The organism is Xenorhabdus thuongxuanensis (assembly GCF_001908095.1).
GTDB lineage: Bacteria > Pseudomonadota > Gammaproteobacteria > Enterobacterales > Enterobacteriaceae > Xenorhabdus > Xenorhabdus thuongxuanensis.
In genome coordinates this window covers 1-16583 of sequence record NZ_MKGR01000040.1, presented here as the reverse complement: position 1 = coordinate 16583, position 16583 = coordinate 1, and the positions used below count along the sequence as shown (strand labels likewise).

Here is a 16583-nt window from a genome sequence, read left to right as displayed (position 1 = left end):
TTGGCTGGAAAAATGCCGACGATTGTGGAAGAACTGTGAGAGATATTTGAATACCAGCCTTCAGTTCGTCAATCTGGCATTTCTCGTCGTGTTGCTGCGTAGAAAAAATACTGAATAGGCTGTGAGACTCCGGTGTGTGCTTCTGACTGGAAAAAATCGCCAGTGTGCCCATTCAGAAACTATTGCCTGCTGGTTCGACGATACCATCGGCACAACACAATCAGTGAATTTCGGAGTTATCACGTTCACCTATTGATTTCGGCTCGAATGTTTCGCTGTCTACGCTTCATCTCCTTTGTTACCGCCGGAGATGCAAAACTCGCTACGTAGTGATCTGGCTAATCTTCTACGACGGGGCTTTCACCCGCAAGAAACAGTGCAGCTTTTCCCAGCGCACCGTCTATTTCACAGACAAGATGAATCTCACTGCCCGCAAGCGGCAGCGTAGTCACTTGTCTTGGTGTGAGTTTTTTAATGTGCGAATGACGGTGTTAATGCCGACTTTCAGAACCCGAGCCGTGTCCCTGACACCGGAGTTATTCACTGCCATATCAATAATTTGCTCTTTCACGCCGGGATAACAGGCTTGATAGGCATAATTCAGTTGAAAGGTTTTACGGCAGGCATAGCAGTGATAGCGGGGATGACCAGTACGCCCTTTTCCATGCCCTTTAACCTCTTCTGTTTTATGACAGTAACGACAAACCACATCAACTTTAGCCATCTCTCACCACATAATAAAAAGCAGGGAGTTTATCACAAGATCTAATCATTGGAAGCATGACCCAATAACCGGCTATTTACTCGGTGATAAAGGATACTTAGGCACTGAATTTAAACAGGAAATGAAGAGAGAAGGCATTGAAATGATAACGCCGGTGCGAGCCAATATGGATGACCCTGTTCCCAAAGAGACGAGAAAATGCATCAATGCCAAACGGCGTCTCATTGAAACTGTGATTGGTCAACTCGCCGGGCAATTGGCTATCGAGAAGTGCTGGGCGCGGGATATGTGGCATCTGAGCAATCGAATCGCCAGAAAGCTGCTTGCTCACACATTAGGTATTTTTGCCAACTTTAAACAAGGTAAAAAACAACGCGACTGGCTTCAACAAACTCTCGTTATTGGGTGTTAAAGTCGAGCATCGCGTTAATTAAACTGCAAGCGATATTTCTGCGTTAAATAATGTGCCTAATTTCATCACGTCATAGGCTAATCGTAAGCGCTTACGCATCCTACATTTTCAGAGATAACACCAGAAAAGCATTTTTGGACATAAGTTGCCGCAATACAAGAATATAAAACGCTTGTGGGTTAATAGCGTAGATGAGAATGCCGTGAATGAAAATGAATAATGCCGGCATAAAGGTTACAGGTGAGAGCGGACATCAATGGATTGGCAGGAAAAAGCAAGGTATCAAGGGGCAGAATAAGTGATGTATACAAAACATCAACAGTTCCTAATTTTTGCCAATATGATATTGACTCTGGTGTTTTAGCGAGCTAGTTTTGTAATGGAAATGTTAATGGTATGTTTCATTGGTATTTTAATTTAATTAATATAAATAGGAAAATATTATGCAAAACATCAAGAACAATCAAAATGCTGAATCTGTTGATTCTAAAAAACAAACAAAAAACTTTTCACTTAATGTTAAGAAAAAATCCAACCAGGAAGAACGTCGTGCTCTAGGCGCTTTGGTCAAATAATTCTTAAAGTAAATATAAAGGCTGTTGTTGGTAGCAGCCTTTATATTTTGACATGAAAGTTGAGGAGAAGGTTCATGGACTGTCCATACTTAAAGTATTTTTCTGCACTTCACGAACAACCAACGGCAATAAAAATAATGGCTAATGATGTAGATATCACTATTGAAACCGAAAATCCTCAGCAGCTTAAAAATTTGCTGTTAGATATGGATGGAAATAATACGTTCAGTACTTTGTCTGAAAAATATCATTACGATGAAGAAGAAATTCACGATTTATTAGTTCATCTAATTGATGCAAATGTAGTAAAGATGGAAAACTTACCATCAAATAACACGGTCGACCCGCAGAATTTTGCAAAAATGTGTCGAGAAATTTTCCCTAAATGGAAAAGGGATGTATTTACTCTTGATTTTTGGTATGAACTCACTACTGGAAAATTATCCAGATCAGCTTTCGCTGGGTGGCTGTTAGAAAATTTCTATTTTATTGAGGGGGCGACTAAACGTCTCTCATTAGTCACTGCGGCTGCTAACGAACATAAACAAATTCGGGTTCTTTTTTCTCAGCATTTTATTGAAGAATATAACCACCATATGTTTTTTATGAAGGCACTCAAACGATTAGGTTTTACCAAAAAACAAGTTTTGAATCACCAGCCACTGCCGAGCACAATCGCCATTATTAATCATATGCGCGAATGTGGTCGTAGAGATGTTATCTCTTATGCCACATGTTCGGCATTTCTTGAATCTACAGGTGGAGATCGTAAAGAGGGTATGGTGTTTTATAATTCGCTTATCCAATACTACGATAAAGAAAATAAAGGGATAGTCCAGCCTTTAATTGAACATGCCTATTTGGATGAGGAGTACGGGCATAATGATTGGTTGGAGAAAGTCTGTGCTTGCATCTCAACATTGGAAAAAGAGCGAGCTAATGATGCTATCAAGTCAGCAGAGATATTGGTCGAAACGTTAAAATTGTGGACGCATGATATTCAAGCCCACTATAGAAACATATCTTTCAATGAGATCATTAACCCTTCTCGTTATCGTTAAGTCAGGAGTTATTATGACAAATCAAATGGGTAGAATATTAACTCCAGATTCATTACCTAAATGCCTTCCTCAAGCTACTTTAATGGTAAAAGGTCACGAAGCTATTCTTAGCGTACCCAGTAATGATTATACCTTCTCTGGCAAAAGTGCGGAAATGATCCAAGGAATTTTCAGCTTCCTCAATGGTACTAATACCGTTAATATAATTTCACAGAAAACATGCCTTGCATCAGAAGATATTATCAGCCTGCTGGATTATTTGTGTGGTGAATCTGTGCTAATTGATATAAATAATGAGAATAAAGGATCGCTTACTGGTTATCAATTAGTTGAGTTAGTAAAACAAGAAATAGTTTTTTGGCGGCAGCATATTAATAATCAAATATTTTGGGAAAAAGTGCATAATGGCACTTGCTCTAAAAGGCAAATTTTAGGTTGGGGTATTGAATTTTATCACTATGTAGATGCTGCCAATGAATATATGGCTGCTGGCGTTGCATATTGCCGCGAGTCGATTGATGTTCGCCAGAAAATAGCCGCTCATTATGCTGAGGAATCAGATCATGGGGAAATTTTCCTACAGGGGCTAATGAAGGATGGCTTATCTGCAACGCTGGTGAAAAAATCCCTTCCGTTACCCAGTACGCGGGCACTGATCAATTATCTTAATGAAGTGGCAATGGAAAGCTCTTTAGTATACACCGCCGTATTCTCATTAATGCAGTCTGACGGCAAGAGTTTCAGCAAAATTGATTTGACCGAATACTATTCTCAGTTGATTGAGTTATATCCTTTTGCCCAGGGCATGTTTGGCTCTTTTCTTAAACATGCTTTGATTGATGCCCGGTTAGATCATCAAATATCTATTTTTGAAAACCTTTATGCAAATGATGAGATTATTTCTCATCGTGAGGTAAAACGTACATTTGTCACTGTTCGCCAGCTCGTTAATTGTTTTATTCTCTATTACGAATACCTATTCGAATATTATGGGAAAGAAGATTCTCAATTACCGAGGCGTGCACCACAAGTCATTGACTTCCTGTTGGCCGAGAACAAGGGGTAATCAATGATGCAAGATTGGGAACTGCGTGCAAAACGTGCCATTGCGGGTGGAACAACGCATGATAGTTGGGCTTCCGCACATCCCGTCGTATTTAAACATGCTAATGGTGCTTATAAGTGGGATACAAGCAATCGACAATACACAGATTTTTGGATGGGGCATGGCTCGTTAATTCTGGGTCATAATCATCCTGCCGTGATTCAGGCAATTGCCACTCAGTTAAATAGTGGCACACATCTTTCCGGTAATCACACCTTGTTGGTGGAATGGGCTGAAAAAATAATTCAAATGGTGCCCAGTGCTGAACTGGTCAGGTTCTGTGCATCGGGTACCGAAGCTACGCTACTGGCTTTGCGCCTGGCTCGAGCTTATACCGGCAAACCTTATATCATGCGAATTGATGGACATTTCCATGGCTGGCATGATGAAGCACTTTCAGGTGTTGTCGATGGGTGGCCAACGGGTTCGCATCCAGACTCTGCTCATTATCTGCAATTAGTTCCACCGTTCGATCTGGAAGTCGTGGAAACGTCTTTGATGGAAGGAAAAACGGCGGCAGTTATCTTAGAGCCAGGGGGAGGTAGCAGTGGTACCCTTCCATACAATAGACAGTATTTACAGGAGTTACGAAATATTACTCAGCGTTACGATACCCTGCTCATTTTTGATGAGGTGATGAGTGGGTTTCGTTATGCACCGGGTGGCGTACAACAGTTATCTTCCATTATGCCAGATGTGACCACATTATCTAAAGTGCTCTGTGGTGGATTACCCGGTGGCGCGATAGCGGGTTCTCAGATGGTTATGTCCTGTTTTGAAGCTGGACATAATACTAAAGTGCTCCATACAGGTACGTTCAACGGTAACCCATTATCCGCCAGTGCTGGCTTGGCCACTTTGGCACTTGTGGCTGACGGTGCTGTTCAAGAGACACTGAATAAAAACACAATAACGTTTGTGAATGCGGTCAATGAAAAGGCTGAGCAGGTTGGTATTGATGTACAACTGTTTCATCAATCATCGATCTTTCACATATTGATTGGTGCGCAAAAAGAAGGGGTAGATATTTCTCCTTCTGAAGAGGCGTTCTGGATAACGCAAAAAAATGCGGCTGTTTATAACGAACTAAAAATACTCCTTATCCAGCATGGCATTGATATGCACAAGTCTCATGGTTGGCTCAGTACTTGCCACACGGATGACATTCTTGAAGATGCGGTGGATAGATTCCATATGGCGTTTGTTAAGTTATTAAACCAAAATAGCGCAATGGGTTTAGCGGATTGAGTGGGAGGGAGCATGATAGATATTGTCAATTTTATTAATGGCAGGCATGTCAAAGCAACGAGTAGGGATAGATTATTTTCAATCAATCCGTCGACCGAAGAACGCATTGCTCAATTTAACGTGTCTTCGTCTACTGATGTTGATTCCGCCGTGTATGCGGCCAGAATAGCATATGAGCAGGGACCATGGCCACGACTGACGGTAGAAGAGAGAGCGTCGTACCTGCATATGATTGCGGATGCGTTAGAAGATAACTTGCCTCTATTTGCTCAGTATGAATGTGAAGACACGGGTTTCTTATCGAAAATGTGTTTACATGGTCATCTTCCGCGTGCAGTAGAACACTTTCGTTTTTTTGCAGAAGAGGGTAAGCGTTTCTTTGGCAGTGCTATTCCAATAGGGCATTCCTACATTAATTTTACTCATCATGTTCCTGTAGGAGTCGTTGCTATCATGACACCATGGAATGGCCCATTATCTGTTTCTTCAATTAACTTAGCTGCTGCGCTGATCGCGGGTAACACTGTGATTTTGAAACCCTCAGAATTAGCGCCCATCACTGTTTCTTTCCTTGGTCAAATAGTTGCAGAAATCGGTCTGCCTGAAGGCGTAGTCAATATCGTACACGGGGCAGGTCAGCCGACTGGAGAGGCACTTATTCGACATACTGATATTGATTTATTATGTTTTGTTGGAGGCACTCAAGTTGGAAAAGATGTCTTAAGATATTCGTCGGGCACATTGCGGCGTTCATTGCTGGAATTAGGGGGGAAATCGCCTACGGTGGTGTTGGCGGATGCAGATATTGATGCGGCGTTAGACGGCGCATTAGTATCTGCTTTCAGCAGCAATGGGCAGGTGTGTACTGCGGGATCTCGCATCATCGTCGACAAAACAATCGCCAAAACTTTTAGCTGTCAGTTTATTGAGCGAACTCAGAATATTCGTGTAGGTGACCCATTTGATGAAACCAGCGAAATTGGGCCAATGATTAGTGCAAGTCACCGAGAAAACATACTGAAGGCCATAACTCAGGCACAGCAAGAAGGCGCTAGTTTGTGTGCTGGTGGGATCGTGCCTATGGATTGCTATCGGGGGTTTTACATTGAGCCTGCTGTTTTAACTGGGGTGCATCCTCAAAGTTCATTGGCTACACAAGAAATCTTTGGGCCAGTCGTAGCAATTTTTATCGCCGAAAACGAAGAACATGCTCTCTCTTTAGCTAATGATTCCCAATTTGGCCTTGCAGGAACAGTATGGAGTGAGAGTGATTCAAAAGCACTGTCTTTTGCTCGGAAAATGCGGGTGGGTAATATAGGTATAAACACACCGTATATCAGAGATATTCGTTGTCCGTTTGGCGGCTTTAAACAGAGTGGTATTGGTACTGTGGGCGGGTATTGGAGTTTAGAACAATATACCCAAACACAAACCCTATGTTTACCCCTTAATAGTTATGCGCTGCCCAGATATGGTGCTCTGAAATGACATATTGTGTCAGTTTATTGATTTTCTTCAATCGAAGATTTTAGCGGTTATATAAAACAGAGACCGTGTAGTGGAGGGACATTTTGGAAAAGGCTGAAGAGTACTCTCTATGGAAACATAAGCAGTTTCGGATGCTATTTTCAGGGGCGCTGTTTTGTCATTTAGGGGGGAAAGTTTATGAGCTGGCATTACCGTTATTAATCTACGATATGACCCGTTCATCGGAAATTATGGGCTGGATGCGTGCTGCCGAGTTTCTACCTTATATTCTTCTGGCCGCAGTGATCGGAGTTTTGATTGATCGAGTGGATCGTAGAGTTTGGTCTCAATGGATGATTGCAGGACAGATTGGGTGTTTGCTGGCTAGCTGGTTAGCTATTGAGTTTGGTTCAAACCCATTGTGGGTGTTATTCCCTTGTGCCTTCTTTATGATGACTTTTAACTTTGGCTATCTTAACGCCAGAATGGGAATGCTGAAACATGCATTACCCGAAAAATTGCAAGGTGCAGCTATCTCCAGTATGAGTTCACTGAATAGCCTGTTCCAGACACTTGGCCCTTTGCTGTCGGGGGTAATTATTTTATTCTCATCCTCCCATATTATTTTTCTATGGATAGCATTATTTCTGTGTATTGCTTGGTGTTATTTGTTCAAAATGCCGTACGAAAAAGAGGTACTCAGAACTACCGAAAATGTAAGAACGTCTATCGTTAAAGGTTGGCAGATATTAAAAGCTAATATTCCACTATATCATATGGCGCTGGCTATCATGGTATTAAATACTTGCTCAATAGTGTTTTCTCTGCAAGCGATCTATTATGCCAAAACTTCTCTGGCCATGAACGCTGTTAACATTGGCTACATGGTGTCTGCGGGCGGAATAGGCGCGATACTAGGCTCGTTATTGGCAGTTCGCCTACGAAACCGATTTGGTTTAGGGTTAGTGTTGATTGTAACTATGACCATTCAGGCAGTTGGCTATCTTTTGATTCTATTTTTTAACCATTCTGTCATGTTAATTTTTGCTTTCTTCTGGGCGAATTTCTTCGAAATAATCACAGCTCTTCTTGTTTACACTTACCGTCAAGAAAGTGTCAAAGCAGAGAATCTAGGGAGAGTCATGGGTATTACTGGCACAATATTTAAATTAGGCTTACCTTTCGGTTTGTCTATTTCTGGATATGTGATTTCGTGGGGAGGGATAGCTCTGCTGTTTATCGTTTGTGCAGTGATTCAGATTAGTACAGGACTTGCGTGTTACCTGAGCCCAATGGTGAGGGTGAAATAGTCTACGATAACACAGGCTTACTGGCAAACACCTTAATCGCCAGTGCCAATATGACGCTTTTTCATATAATTCGCCAATTTTACGTTGTCACTCTGTGTACTGTTTTCTAACGCCGTATAAACACCTCGTTGGTCATCTTGACTTCTATGCTGGCCGAGCTTTTCTTTAGCCTGAATTTCGTCAAGCCAAATTTTGAACCCAACTATCGCTTGCATTTTTTGATTGAGGTAAGAGTCTGGCATAAGTTCTTTGTTTTCTACCAGATTAGGTTCAAAGGTATTGACTAGGGTTTCCATGGCCAATTTTGTCTCTTCGTTTCCTAGGATTTCTGCTACTCCATAGCAATGTACTGCTGAATAATTCCAAGTGGGAACAGCATGTTGTGCTTTATACCAAGTTGGTGAAATATAAGCATGTGGCCCAGTAAAGACCACTAATACTCGCTGGCCATCAAATTCTTTCCAGTGCTGATTAGCTTTGGCCACGTGCCCATATAACACCCCCCTCTTTCCTTCTTCGGGGGCAAAAACAAAAGGAAGATGGGTGCCTATTAGTGAAGGAGAGATCAATAATCCAAAGCTGTTGTTGATAATAAAAGTCGACACGCTGTTTTGATCGGTCATTTCCATTTTCTTTGGTATATACATTGTCGTTGCTCCAATTAAGTAGTGATAGCGGTATAGTCATTATGGGCATTTTGTCATGTTTGCCTAGATTATGAACCGATGTGAAGTTATTTTCATCAACAAAATAATGACGCATTCCCTCACAGCCTGTCATCAAACAAAAATTTGATCTCTCCCAATCTAATCGATAAGGTATTCACTGTTACCAATGATCCATTGCCTGCAAGGATCAGCGTTAAGCGGCGAAAAAAAACTCCCGTAGCCTGAAAGGGAGTGCATGCAATGCGGTACATCTGCGCACTTTTGGAAGCAGATATCCTCGGACACCTAACCCTCCGTCTGGGGATGAAAGTTTCCCGGTGGTATTCATCATCGGCTATTCACATACATAACCGAGCAGAACAGGCTCTGCCTTACGTTAATCGATACCGTTTTAACCGGTACAACATTCACCTGTATTTTGTATTTATCACGAAAAACGTCCCGAAAACGGCGCGGCGTCACTTGTGTTAAAGCGCAGCGTTTACCAAGTGACGCCGCCAGGCGTCCAACGTCCAGAGCACGTAGAGCCTGACTTTACGGCCGATTTGAACCCCGCATTACTCAGTGAAACCACGCAAAACAGACCATTAACCGCCATTTTGTTTGATTGATAAACGATCGTCTTATCGGATTTTCAACCCATTGCCTGATTGCAGGCTGATGCAGTAAAAATGAAGGAGAAATTCATCACGTCAAGATAATGAGGCGTTCATCCTGAATGAATCAGGCACTGAACGGGGAGTATGCCACCGCCGTGCTGAGCACGTAGCGAACTCCTGCAAAAACTTAACATAACCCTCGCTCTGCTACACATTGTCTGGCGCACCACGGAACGGTGAACCTGAACCGACATGCAGGGATTTGTTTAAAAATGAATAAAAACACGGCAAGTTAGCAGGAGAGGCGGGAATGGCGCAGAAATCAGCACGTTCGAAAATTGAGCGGTTCAGAAAAGAATTTATTACCCACGCCCGGCAAGCGGGTGGGAGTTTTGCCACGGTGGCCGATCGTGAGCGGATTGCCCGGCAGTTTCTTGGCTTTCTGAAAGACAATGGCATCAGGCTCCGGCAGATGGACAGCCTGAAAACCCGACACATTGAGCGCTATATTGCTGAACGTAAAGCCAGCCATATCAGCCATCGAACCCTGCAAAATGAGATGTCGGCACTGCGCATGATTTTGGCGCGGGCCGGAAAACACAAGTTGGCATCCACCGACAATGCGCGGCTGAACAACCGGGCGCTGGGAATTGCAAACACCCGCCGTAAGGGAACAAAAGCTGCGCTGACACCGGCCGCATTCAGAGAAATCTTTCAGCAGGTCGAACAAAAAGATCGGCGCGTGGCGGCGGTGATGCAACTGGCCTGGGTACTGGGACTGCGTACCAAAGAAGCGGTAGAAGCCTATAAGTCCTTAGCCACCTGGAAAAAAGCGCTGGAAAACGGGCAGACGTCTGTGCGGGTGGTGTTTGGCACCAAAGGCGGGCATCCGAGGCCAACGGTGATACTGGATCGGGCAGCGCTGCAACACGCCATTGCCTACGCTGAGTGCGAAATGCATCCACACAGCGGCAAACTGATTGATAAACCGACGATCACGCAGGCCATAGACCGCTACCGCTATATTGTCAGAAGGGCAGGGCTGAACGGCAGTAAAGCCCCGCACAGTATGCGCTATCATTTTGCCCAGCAATCCGGCGAACATTATCAAGCGCAGGGTTTCAGCGATCGGGAAGCACTGGCATTGGTCGCGATGGATTTGGGACACGGTGACGGGCGCGGGCGTTATATCAAACAGATCTATTATCAGAACGGGGAAACGGAATAGCGTTATTTTCCCCGATAGAAAATGAATTACGTATTGACCTTATGACTTCCGTTTATTAGCGTGATAAGGCTTACATATGATCCGGTCGCTTGTGAGGATCACCTTCGGGCAGCGACACCCACACTCCCGTAGCCTGCAAGGGAGTACACACTGTGTGGTACATCTGCCCACCTTTGGAAGCAGATATCATCTTTGTTGATGATGAAGGTTATTTAATCCACGCTGGCAACCCAGCCAGTCAACCCGGACGGGGAACATGCTTCCCGTCGGGCAAGGTGTTCTCCGTTATTTTAAAGGAGTCCACTATGCAACAAAACGAAACCAGGACAACGGTGCATGCTGTACCGGCGTCTGAATTGTCCCCTTTTGCGGACGTCTTTCCGCAAAGTAGCCCACTGGAATTGAGGCTGCTGGAACACTCGGTCATTAAAGCGGCGGTTACGCTGTGTGAGGATTACCGGTGTGATACCTGGCAGTGCCGGAAAGTGTCCGACAAAATTGCCTATGCCGTGCCGACCCGCGCTGACACGTATGGGGTCAAAATCGAGACCACTGACTTTAACAGCGAGGTGTCAGCGGATACGTTCGGGCTGATGGTCACCCTGACGGTACTGGGCTATCTGACGGCACTGGTAAAGCAGGATGAAATCACTGAACGGTTGTGTGATTTGCGGGAATATGCGCTGCAACACCCCCAGGCCCCGTGTATCCGGGCGGCTTTAAGTTTAGCGGGGGCATGGCGATAATTTAATCTACCCTGGCACAATGCCAGTCACCCGACGGGGAATTCCTTTCCCATCGGGCAGGGTGTTCTCCGTCTTTTTTATTTACAGGAGAACATCATGCAAGAAGGTGACCTTATCATGCTGGACAGTCTCGCGCTGTCCGCGGCATTTCCCGGCAAAAAATCGCTGGAGCGGTTGTTTCTGGGATTTCTGGTTGTCAATACTGCCTCAACGTTATGCCGGGATTACCCGTCTGAGCAATGGACAGGCCGTCAGGTGTCTGAGTCGCTGGCCTATATGGTGCCGACATCAGCGAAAAACTATCCGGTGTACCTGTCGGACACGCAGTTAACGGTGACACTCTCAGCCGATGCCTTCGGGCTGGCGGTGACGTCAATCGTGCTTGCCCGTATCGCCGCGTTGAATGAGCTGAATGCGGATGCCTGTCGGTTTCGCGAACTGCGGGAATATGCGAAGCAACATCCGGAAAATGGCCTGATAGAATCAGTCATGACATTGAGACTCCACGAAGACTTTATCAGTCCGTCATTAATCGAAAATCAAAATCATCATCATCATTGAGGTTATCGGCCTATGTTGCTGTTAACCCTGCTCTTTTCTTAAGCGCCTGACCAGGGAGCCGAAAACACCTTCCCGGCATCGGGCGGGTGTTTTCTTTATTTGACATTCAATCAAGGAAATACCGATGAACCCGATTTTTCTGCCCGTGCCGGCTGAAACCAATCCGGCCTTACGTGAAGATATTTTTACTGCCCAGGTCACCGGCCTGATGCAACCCCCACAAATGCCCCCGTCTCTGCGGGCGGAAACCCTGACGGTGTGCGAAGCTTTCTCGGTTATGGAGGTGGTGCAGCGGCTGAAGGTTATCCATTTGCTGGGCGACTGGCCGGTGCCGGAGACTCCATCCGGTCAGGCGGCGTGTGTGTTTTTTCCGTTAACCGTCATGATTTATGACGCCGGGGACAGAAAAGTGCTCGGTGGCCGGTTTTATGACGAAATTGTCTGGGCACAGCCGGTGACGCTGGCCTCAGAGCGCCTGTCACTGGAAAAGCGGCAACAGCAGTTGTGTCAGTCGGCGGTATTTGAGCAGGGCTGGCAGAATATCCCGGCCGCCCGGGCATTGTGGCATGAGGCGCACTTACTGTCGCTGCATGGGGTTTCGCCCCGTTATCACGAGTGCCGTGAAGTGCAGGATATTCTCCGGCACAGCACGACAGTCAGTATTTAACGTGTGAGATATTACTATGGCACCTTTACGTCTAACCGTCTGGCAGGTCATTGCCGGCACGCTGCTGAAACGGCATTTTGGCCTGAACCTGAATGATACGGCCCTGTGTGATGCTGACACCGTGGCTGAACTGATGGCCAGTGGCGTCCAGCCCTTTGAAGCCATCAATGCGTTGGTGGATAAATACGATTTAACCCGGCTGAATGCGCAGGGTATCCAGCGCAGTACACCGTACCTGGGGATTCATGATGAGCTGAGGGCAATTTTCGACTGCGGTATTACCGAGACGCTGCTCAGTCAGGACACCGGGTCACAGTCCGAATAACCTATTTTTCAATCACCCATCGGGGGAGCGGTGCCCTGATGGCGCGGTTCCTCCGGTTTATGCTGATTCATCCAATGAGGAACCTGACCATGGCAGAATGGTATACTAATCAACTGGACATCACCGGTAAGTCGGTGTGTATTGACGTGATGCAGCAATGGGTCTGCGGGGAAGAACCCCCCCGTTACCGTCAGGCGGTACAGCAAAGCCTGCGGCTGTTTCTGGCCGGCTGTGCGGGGATACTGAAACCGACTAAACCGCAAACCTATGCGCCTTACCCGGCACTGGTGTGCGGCACGGCGGCGCCGACGGCACAGAACCTGGCTTTTGAACAGTGGCTTAAGTTGTTGCAGGATAATGTGCCGTTAAACAGTGACAACATTAAACGGACCGATAACCTGTACCGCCAGTCCTGTCTCAGCCTGGTGCGCTGGGACAATGTACCGGCGCCGGCGCGTGACATTATCACCCGTCTCCTGACCCGCCAGTATACCGACTGGTTTGGCATGGTGGGCTGGTCTGAAACTATCGATATCGGCGCGTGCTGGGATAAGCTGAACACTTACCCGGGATCGGCGCAGCCCTGCGATATGTTGATGATAATGCCGACCCGCCTTGCCACCGAGATTAACGGCAACAGTGGCTTGCTCAAAGGCATCGCGACTCCGGCGCAGTTTTACGACGCGCAATACGGTATGGAATGGCCGTTGGGTCACCATGTCCGCTGGGAGCGCCGGCATGTCAGCAGCCTGACCGTGCGCTTTGATTCCCCCTGGGCACCCCCGTCGGCCGAACTGATGGGCGAGCTGTCATCGGTGTTTGACTGTGAAATCCGCCACTGGTACAGCGAACCGTCAGGAAGCCTCAAAGGTTACGATTGCTATGACCAGGGCGAGCATGTGGACAGTGGCAACGGGCTGTCAGGACGGGAGGACCGGCCTACGCTTTATCTGGTCAACGATGACAAACGGGCGGTGAACCTGCCCGTGCCGGCCATTGCCGTTGGGCAGTAACGCATTGCTTATTTAAACTATACCAACCGAATGGGGAAGCACGTTCCCCTTTCGGGACGCGTTTTCCTTTTTCTCTTTTTGTTCTTCAGGGAAAACAGGTGATGGCATCTCAACCCGATTATCAGAAAGCCTTTATTTCTTTGTTTAACCAGACGGCACGTGACCACCGTCGTTATCAGGTTTTTCAGGATTTTTGCAATTGTGCAATGACCGCCATTCACAATAAATACCATTATTGTGAGGCGCTGGAGCAGTATTACCTGAAAACCATCAATAAGTACGAACGGGAGGATGTTGACCGGATTGTAGAACTCTTTTCCTGTACCGTGCTGGGACTGGCGCAGGAACCCGGTGATTTTCTGGGCAGTGTGTTTATGGCGCTTGATTTAGGTAATAAAGAACTTAATCAGTTTTTTACCCCCTGGTGCGTGGCCAGAATGATGGCGGAGATGCAGTTGCAGGATGTCTCTGCACGCTTGCAGGAGAAACCCTTTATCACCCTGTACGAGCCGGCCTGTGGGGCGGGTTGTATGACGCTGGCCGCTGCCGACGTCTTGAGAGCGCAGGGGCATGATCCGTTATGCAGTCTGTGGGTCTCAGCGATTGATATTGATCCGCTGGCCGCGGTGATGGCCTACATCCAGCTTGCCCTGACCGGCATTCCGGCCGCGGTCACCATTGGCAATGCCCTGCATGATGGTGGCAGTCAGCGAACCCGCTATACACCGGCACATTATCTGGGTAACTGGTCGAACCGTTTACGGGAGCATCAACAGCCACAGGCAGCCTGAATTTTTCTCAGTATCTATTCTCTTGTTCTCATGCGCCTTTCGGGGCGCTTTCTTACTTTTGAGTAGTGTTAATGTATTGATTTATAATTAGAATTAAAGTGACCCGGTAAATGAATCCATGGATGAATCGGGTCAGTTTAATTTTCATTTTCGCAAAAAGAGTTTCTCCTTGTTTCCGATTGGGATCTACCGACACTGAACCCAATTTGAACCGAAAGAGGAAAAACTATGTTTGAACGTTTTAAATCGCATTTTGCCCGCCAGTCTGCCACACCGCAAAAATCCCCCGAGCAACAACCGGCCGCTATTCGTGACAGCCAGGGCTATTTCCGGCCGCAATCGGCTGACGAGTTACTGGCAACGCCCCTGCGCCGCCAGTGTCTTCAGCAATTATGGCAAAACAGTGCCTTGCCGGAAGGGCTGTATCAGCGTTTCTATCTTGCACCGGTGAAGCAATTACTGGGCAGTGTCCAGCAAGTACCCGCTACGTCGGAAGGTGACTGGTCAGGGGCAGGGGGATTTGCCGACCTGACGCTGCAATTTACCACCTGTGCCGTGCGGCTGGCGAAAGGGCATCTGTTACCACCGGGGGCGGCACCCGAAACGCAGGCGGCACAGAGCCTGTTGTGGCAGGCGGTGGTATTCTGGGCGGCGTTGTTTTACCACCTGCCGTTATTGCGGCAGCTCGAAGGAGAACTGGAAGACGGGCATGTCTGGCAACCGGGCATGGGTATCCCCGATAAACCGTTTCGTTTCCGTTTTCTCGCACCGGAGAACATACCGTCGGTTCCGCAGGAAGTGTTGCTGGCTGCCTGTTTGTTACCAGAAAAAGCCATGATGTGGCTGGTGAGTGTACCGGCAGTCTGGCATTGTCTGATGCAGCATCTCAATGGGTGTCCCTCCACTGTTCCGCTGATAGATACCTTACTTCAGGACGCTGCCGGGCAGGTTCATTCCCCTTTGCGGGGAAAACAGGGAGTTTCTCCATCTCCGGCGAAGGAGGCGGCGTGCTCTTCCGAATACAATCCGGTACCGGAAACGAGACCCACGCCGCCTGTCAGTGAAATCACAACCCCACCGCCATCCGTGTCTGATGATACCCTGACGTTATTATCCTTATTTCAGTCACCTGATGGATCTTCGCCGCAAAATCAGGGAAAAAGTCACCCCCCCCGCCTCAAAACTGACCAAACGGTCAAAACGGGAGAAAGAAAGTATTGCCCCTGACAGTCACCAGCATTCATCATTTAAAGATAAATAATTCAAACAGTTATTTTTATTTTATTGCCGCGAATTGTTTTTGGACAGGAAACGGCAGGATGAGCCGAGGAAAAAATAATATGTTGCACACAGCAGAACCCCTCAGTTGGGAAGCGCTATTAGAAGAGTACTTTTTTTCACATATCCTGCGACCGGATACCGAATGGAGTTATCGTAAGGTCACACGGGGTTTTATCCGGTTTATGGGGGAAGCGGTATCACCGGCGCAGATCACTCATCGGGATGTGTTGCGGTGGCGGCGCCATCTTCTGGTGGAAAAAAAGCAGTCGAGCCATACCTGGAACAATAAGGTAGCCCACCTGCGGGCGATTTTTAATTTCGGTATGGCGCAAAAATTGCTGCCCCACACCGAAAACCCGTTTAACCACGCCGTGGTTAAAAAAGAGAAGAAAAAGAAGAAGATTTTGAGTCAGCCGCAGATAACCCGTATTAACCTGTTGATGGGGAAGTTTGCGGAAGAAGAAAGAACCGACGTGATGCCACGGGGAGGGCGGTGTGCGCTGTACCCAACCTGGTATTGGTCAACCGTACTGGCGACATTGCGCTTTACGGGGATGCGCCAGAACCAGTTACTGCACCTGCGGCTGCGGGATATTAACCTGGAAAGCAATTATATTGAACTGGGGCTGGAAGGCAGTAAAAACCACAGCGAATGGGAGATACCGATTATTCCGCAACTCAAACCCTGGCTGGCACAACTCGTGGCAAGGGCGATGGCTGCCGGTGCTGAAGGCCACGATCCAATTTTCGATCTCAGCCGGTTAAGTGTGCCGCACCCCAGCCGGCTTTCCCGTTACCAATA

The 16583-nt window shown here is 46.9% G+C and carries 17 protein-coding genes and 3 pseudogenes; 18 read left to right on the top strand and 2 right to left on the bottom strand.

Annotation, left to right across the window (positions count from 1 at the left end):
• Positions 1-118, top strand: a pseudogene (locus Xentx_RS18940) (IS5/IS1182 family transposase); the annotation flags it as partial.
• A 280-nt stretch (positions 119-398) separates the two neighbouring features.
• Here the strand turns inward: Xentx_RS18940 and Xentx_RS16850 are convergent.
• Positions 399-724 (bottom strand): annotated as a pseudogene (locus tag Xentx_RS16850) (IS1-like element transposase); the annotation flags it as partial.
• A gap of 61 nt (positions 725-785) precedes the next feature.
• Here Xentx_RS16850 and Xentx_RS16845 point away from each other — a divergent pair.
• The 7 genes and pseudogenes from Xentx_RS16845 to Xentx_RS16820 form a co-directional block, all read left to right on the top strand.
• Positions 786-1136: pseudogene (locus tag Xentx_RS16845) on the top strand (transposase); the annotation flags it as partial.
• Positions 1137-1579: 443 nt separating this feature from the next.
• Complete coding sequence (locus tag Xentx_RS19870) at positions 1580-1711, top strand: hypothetical protein (protein ID WP_279625118.1); 132 nt, start codon at positions 1580-1582, stop codon at positions 1709-1711.
• A gap of 74 nt (positions 1712-1785) precedes the next feature.
• Positions 1786-2772, top strand: coding sequence for a thiaminase II/PqqC family protein (locus Xentx_RS18625; protein WP_083601051.1), 987 nt, complete (start codon positions 1786-1788; stop codon positions 2770-2772).
• Positions 2705-3838, top strand: coding sequence for a thiaminase II/PqqC family protein (locus Xentx_RS16835; RefSeq protein ID WP_083601049.1), 1134 nt, complete (start codon positions 2705-2707; stop codon positions 3836-3838). Before Xentx_RS18625 ends, Xentx_RS16835 begins: the two co-directional genes overlap by 68 nt.
• Before the next feature lie 3 nt (positions 3839-3841).
• Positions 3842-5125, top strand: coding sequence for an aspartate aminotransferase family protein (locus Xentx_RS16830; RefSeq protein WP_074021652.1), 1284 nt, complete (start codon positions 3842-3844; stop codon positions 5123-5125).
• Positions 5126-5137: 12 nt separating this feature from the next.
• Positions 5138-6613, top strand: coding sequence for an aldehyde dehydrogenase family protein (locus Xentx_RS16825; protein ID WP_074021651.1), 1476 nt, complete (start codon positions 5138-5140; stop codon positions 6611-6613).
• 83 nt (positions 6614-6696) lie between these two features.
• Positions 6697-7902 carry an MFS transporter gene (locus tag Xentx_RS16820; RefSeq protein ID WP_139292518.1) on the top strand — a complete coding sequence of 402 codons (1206 nt, stop codon included), beginning with the start codon at positions 6697-6699 and terminating at the stop codon, positions 7900-7902.
• A 32-nt stretch (positions 7903-7934) separates the two neighbouring features.
• Here Xentx_RS16820 and Xentx_RS16815 read toward each other — a convergent pair whose 3' ends face one another.
• Positions 7935-8549 (bottom strand): FMN-binding negative transcriptional regulator, encoded by a 615-nt coding sequence (locus tag Xentx_RS16815; protein ID WP_074021648.1) that lies wholly within the window; start codon positions 8547-8549, stop codon positions 7935-7937.
• Positions 8550-9034: 485 nt separating this feature from the next.
• On the opposite strand from Xentx_RS16815, the gene Xentx_RS19240 reads away from it, so the two are divergent.
• The 10 genes from Xentx_RS19240 to Xentx_RS16770 form a co-directional block, all read left to right on the top strand.
• Positions 9035-9181 carry a hypothetical protein gene (locus Xentx_RS19240; protein WP_167366774.1) on the top strand — a complete coding sequence of 49 codons (147 nt, stop codon included), beginning with the start codon at positions 9035-9037 and terminating at the stop codon, positions 9179-9181.
• Positions 9182-9479: 298 nt separating this feature from the next.
• Positions 9480-10397 carry an integrase domain-containing protein gene (locus Xentx_RS16810; protein WP_074021646.1) on the top strand — a complete coding sequence of 306 codons (918 nt, stop codon included), beginning with the start codon at positions 9480-9482 and terminating at the stop codon, positions 10395-10397.
• A 152-nt stretch (positions 10398-10549) separates the two neighbouring features.
• The gene (locus tag Xentx_RS16805) at positions 10550-11143 is read left to right on the top strand and encodes an antirestriction protein (RefSeq protein ID WP_244149894.1); all 594 of its coding nucleotides are present in this window, start codon (positions 10550-10552) and stop codon (positions 11141-11143) included.
• 96 nt (positions 11144-11239) lie between these two features.
• Positions 11240-11704: an antirestriction protein gene (locus Xentx_RS16800; RefSeq protein ID WP_074021642.1), complete on the top strand. Its 465-nt coding sequence runs from the start codon at positions 11240-11242 to the stop codon at positions 11702-11704.
• Between the two features lie 124 nt (positions 11705-11828).
• The gene (locus tag Xentx_RS16795; RefSeq protein WP_074021640.1) at positions 11829-12371 is read left to right on the top strand and encodes a hypothetical protein; all 543 of its coding nucleotides are present in this window, start codon (positions 11829-11831) and stop codon (positions 12369-12371) included.
• Between the two features lie 16 nt (positions 12372-12387).
• Positions 12388-12696 carry a TA system toxin CbtA family protein gene (locus Xentx_RS16790; RefSeq protein ID WP_074021639.1) on the top strand — a complete coding sequence of 103 codons (309 nt, stop codon included), beginning with the start codon at positions 12388-12390 and terminating at the stop codon, positions 12694-12696.
• A gap of 89 nt (positions 12697-12785) precedes the next feature.
• Positions 12786-13709 carry a DUF1281 domain-containing protein gene (locus tag Xentx_RS16785; protein ID WP_074021637.1) on the top strand — a complete coding sequence of 308 codons (924 nt, stop codon included), beginning with the start codon at positions 12786-12788 and terminating at the stop codon, positions 13707-13709.
• A gap of 101 nt (positions 13710-13810) precedes the next feature.
• The gene (locus Xentx_RS16780) at positions 13811-14500 is read left to right on the top strand and encodes an N-6 DNA methylase (RefSeq protein WP_074021636.1); all 690 of its coding nucleotides are present in this window, start codon (positions 13811-13813) and stop codon (positions 14498-14500) included.
• Positions 14501-14728: 228 nt separating this feature from the next.
• Positions 14729-15727 carry a TraI domain-containing protein gene (locus tag Xentx_RS16775; RefSeq protein WP_083601047.1) on the top strand — a complete coding sequence of 333 codons (999 nt, stop codon included), beginning with the start codon at positions 14729-14731 and terminating at the stop codon, positions 15725-15727.
• A 113-nt stretch (positions 15728-15840) separates the two neighbouring features.
• Positions 15841-16583: tyrosine-type recombinase/integrase (locus Xentx_RS16770; RefSeq protein WP_074021657.1), on the top strand; the 743-nt coding region annotated here is incomplete at its 3' end.

Excerpts from the sequence above, each read along its gene's own strand:
- Xentx_RS19870 (WP_279625118.1), top strand. The coding sequence starts at position 1,580 with ATGCAAAACATCAAGAACAATCAAAATGCTGAATCTGTTGATTCTAAA.
- Xentx_RS18625 (WP_083601051.1), top strand. The coding sequence starts at position 1,786 with ATGGACTGTCCATACTTAAAGTATTTTTCTGCACTTCACGAACAACCA.
- Xentx_RS16835 (WP_083601049.1), top strand. The coding sequence starts at position 2,705 with ATGATATTCAAGCCCACTATAGAAACATATCTTTCAATGAGATCATTA.
- Xentx_RS16830 (WP_074021652.1), top strand. The coding sequence starts at position 3,842 with ATGATGCAAGATTGGGAACTGCGTGCAAAACGTGCCATTGCGGGTGGA.
- Xentx_RS16825 (WP_074021651.1), top strand. The coding sequence starts at position 5,138 with ATGATAGATATTGTCAATTTTATTAATGGCAGGCATGTCAAAGCAACG.
- Xentx_RS16815 (WP_074021648.1), bottom strand. The coding sequence starts at position 8,549 with ATGTATATACCAAAGAAAATGGAAATGACCGATCAAAACAGCGTGTCG.
- Xentx_RS16810 (WP_074021646.1), top strand. The coding sequence starts at position 9,480 with ATGGCGCAGAAATCAGCACGTTCGAAAATTGAGCGGTTCAGAAAAGAA.
- Xentx_RS16800 (WP_074021642.1), top strand. The coding sequence starts at position 11,240 with ATGCAAGAAGGTGACCTTATCATGCTGGACAGTCTCGCGCTGTCCGCG.
- Xentx_RS16795 (WP_074021640.1), top strand. The coding sequence starts at position 11,829 with ATGAACCCGATTTTTCTGCCCGTGCCGGCTGAAACCAATCCGGCCTTA.
- Xentx_RS16790 (WP_074021639.1), top strand. The coding sequence starts at position 12,388 with ATGGCACCTTTACGTCTAACCGTCTGGCAGGTCATTGCCGGCACGCTG.
- Xentx_RS16785 (WP_074021637.1), top strand. The coding sequence starts at position 12,786 with ATGGCAGAATGGTATACTAATCAACTGGACATCACCGGTAAGTCGGTG.
- Xentx_RS16780 (WP_074021636.1), top strand. The coding sequence starts at position 13,811 with ATGGCATCTCAACCCGATTATCAGAAAGCCTTTATTTCTTTGTTTAAC.
- Xentx_RS16775 (WP_083601047.1), top strand. The coding sequence starts at position 14,729 with ATGTTTGAACGTTTTAAATCGCATTTTGCCCGCCAGTCTGCCACACCG.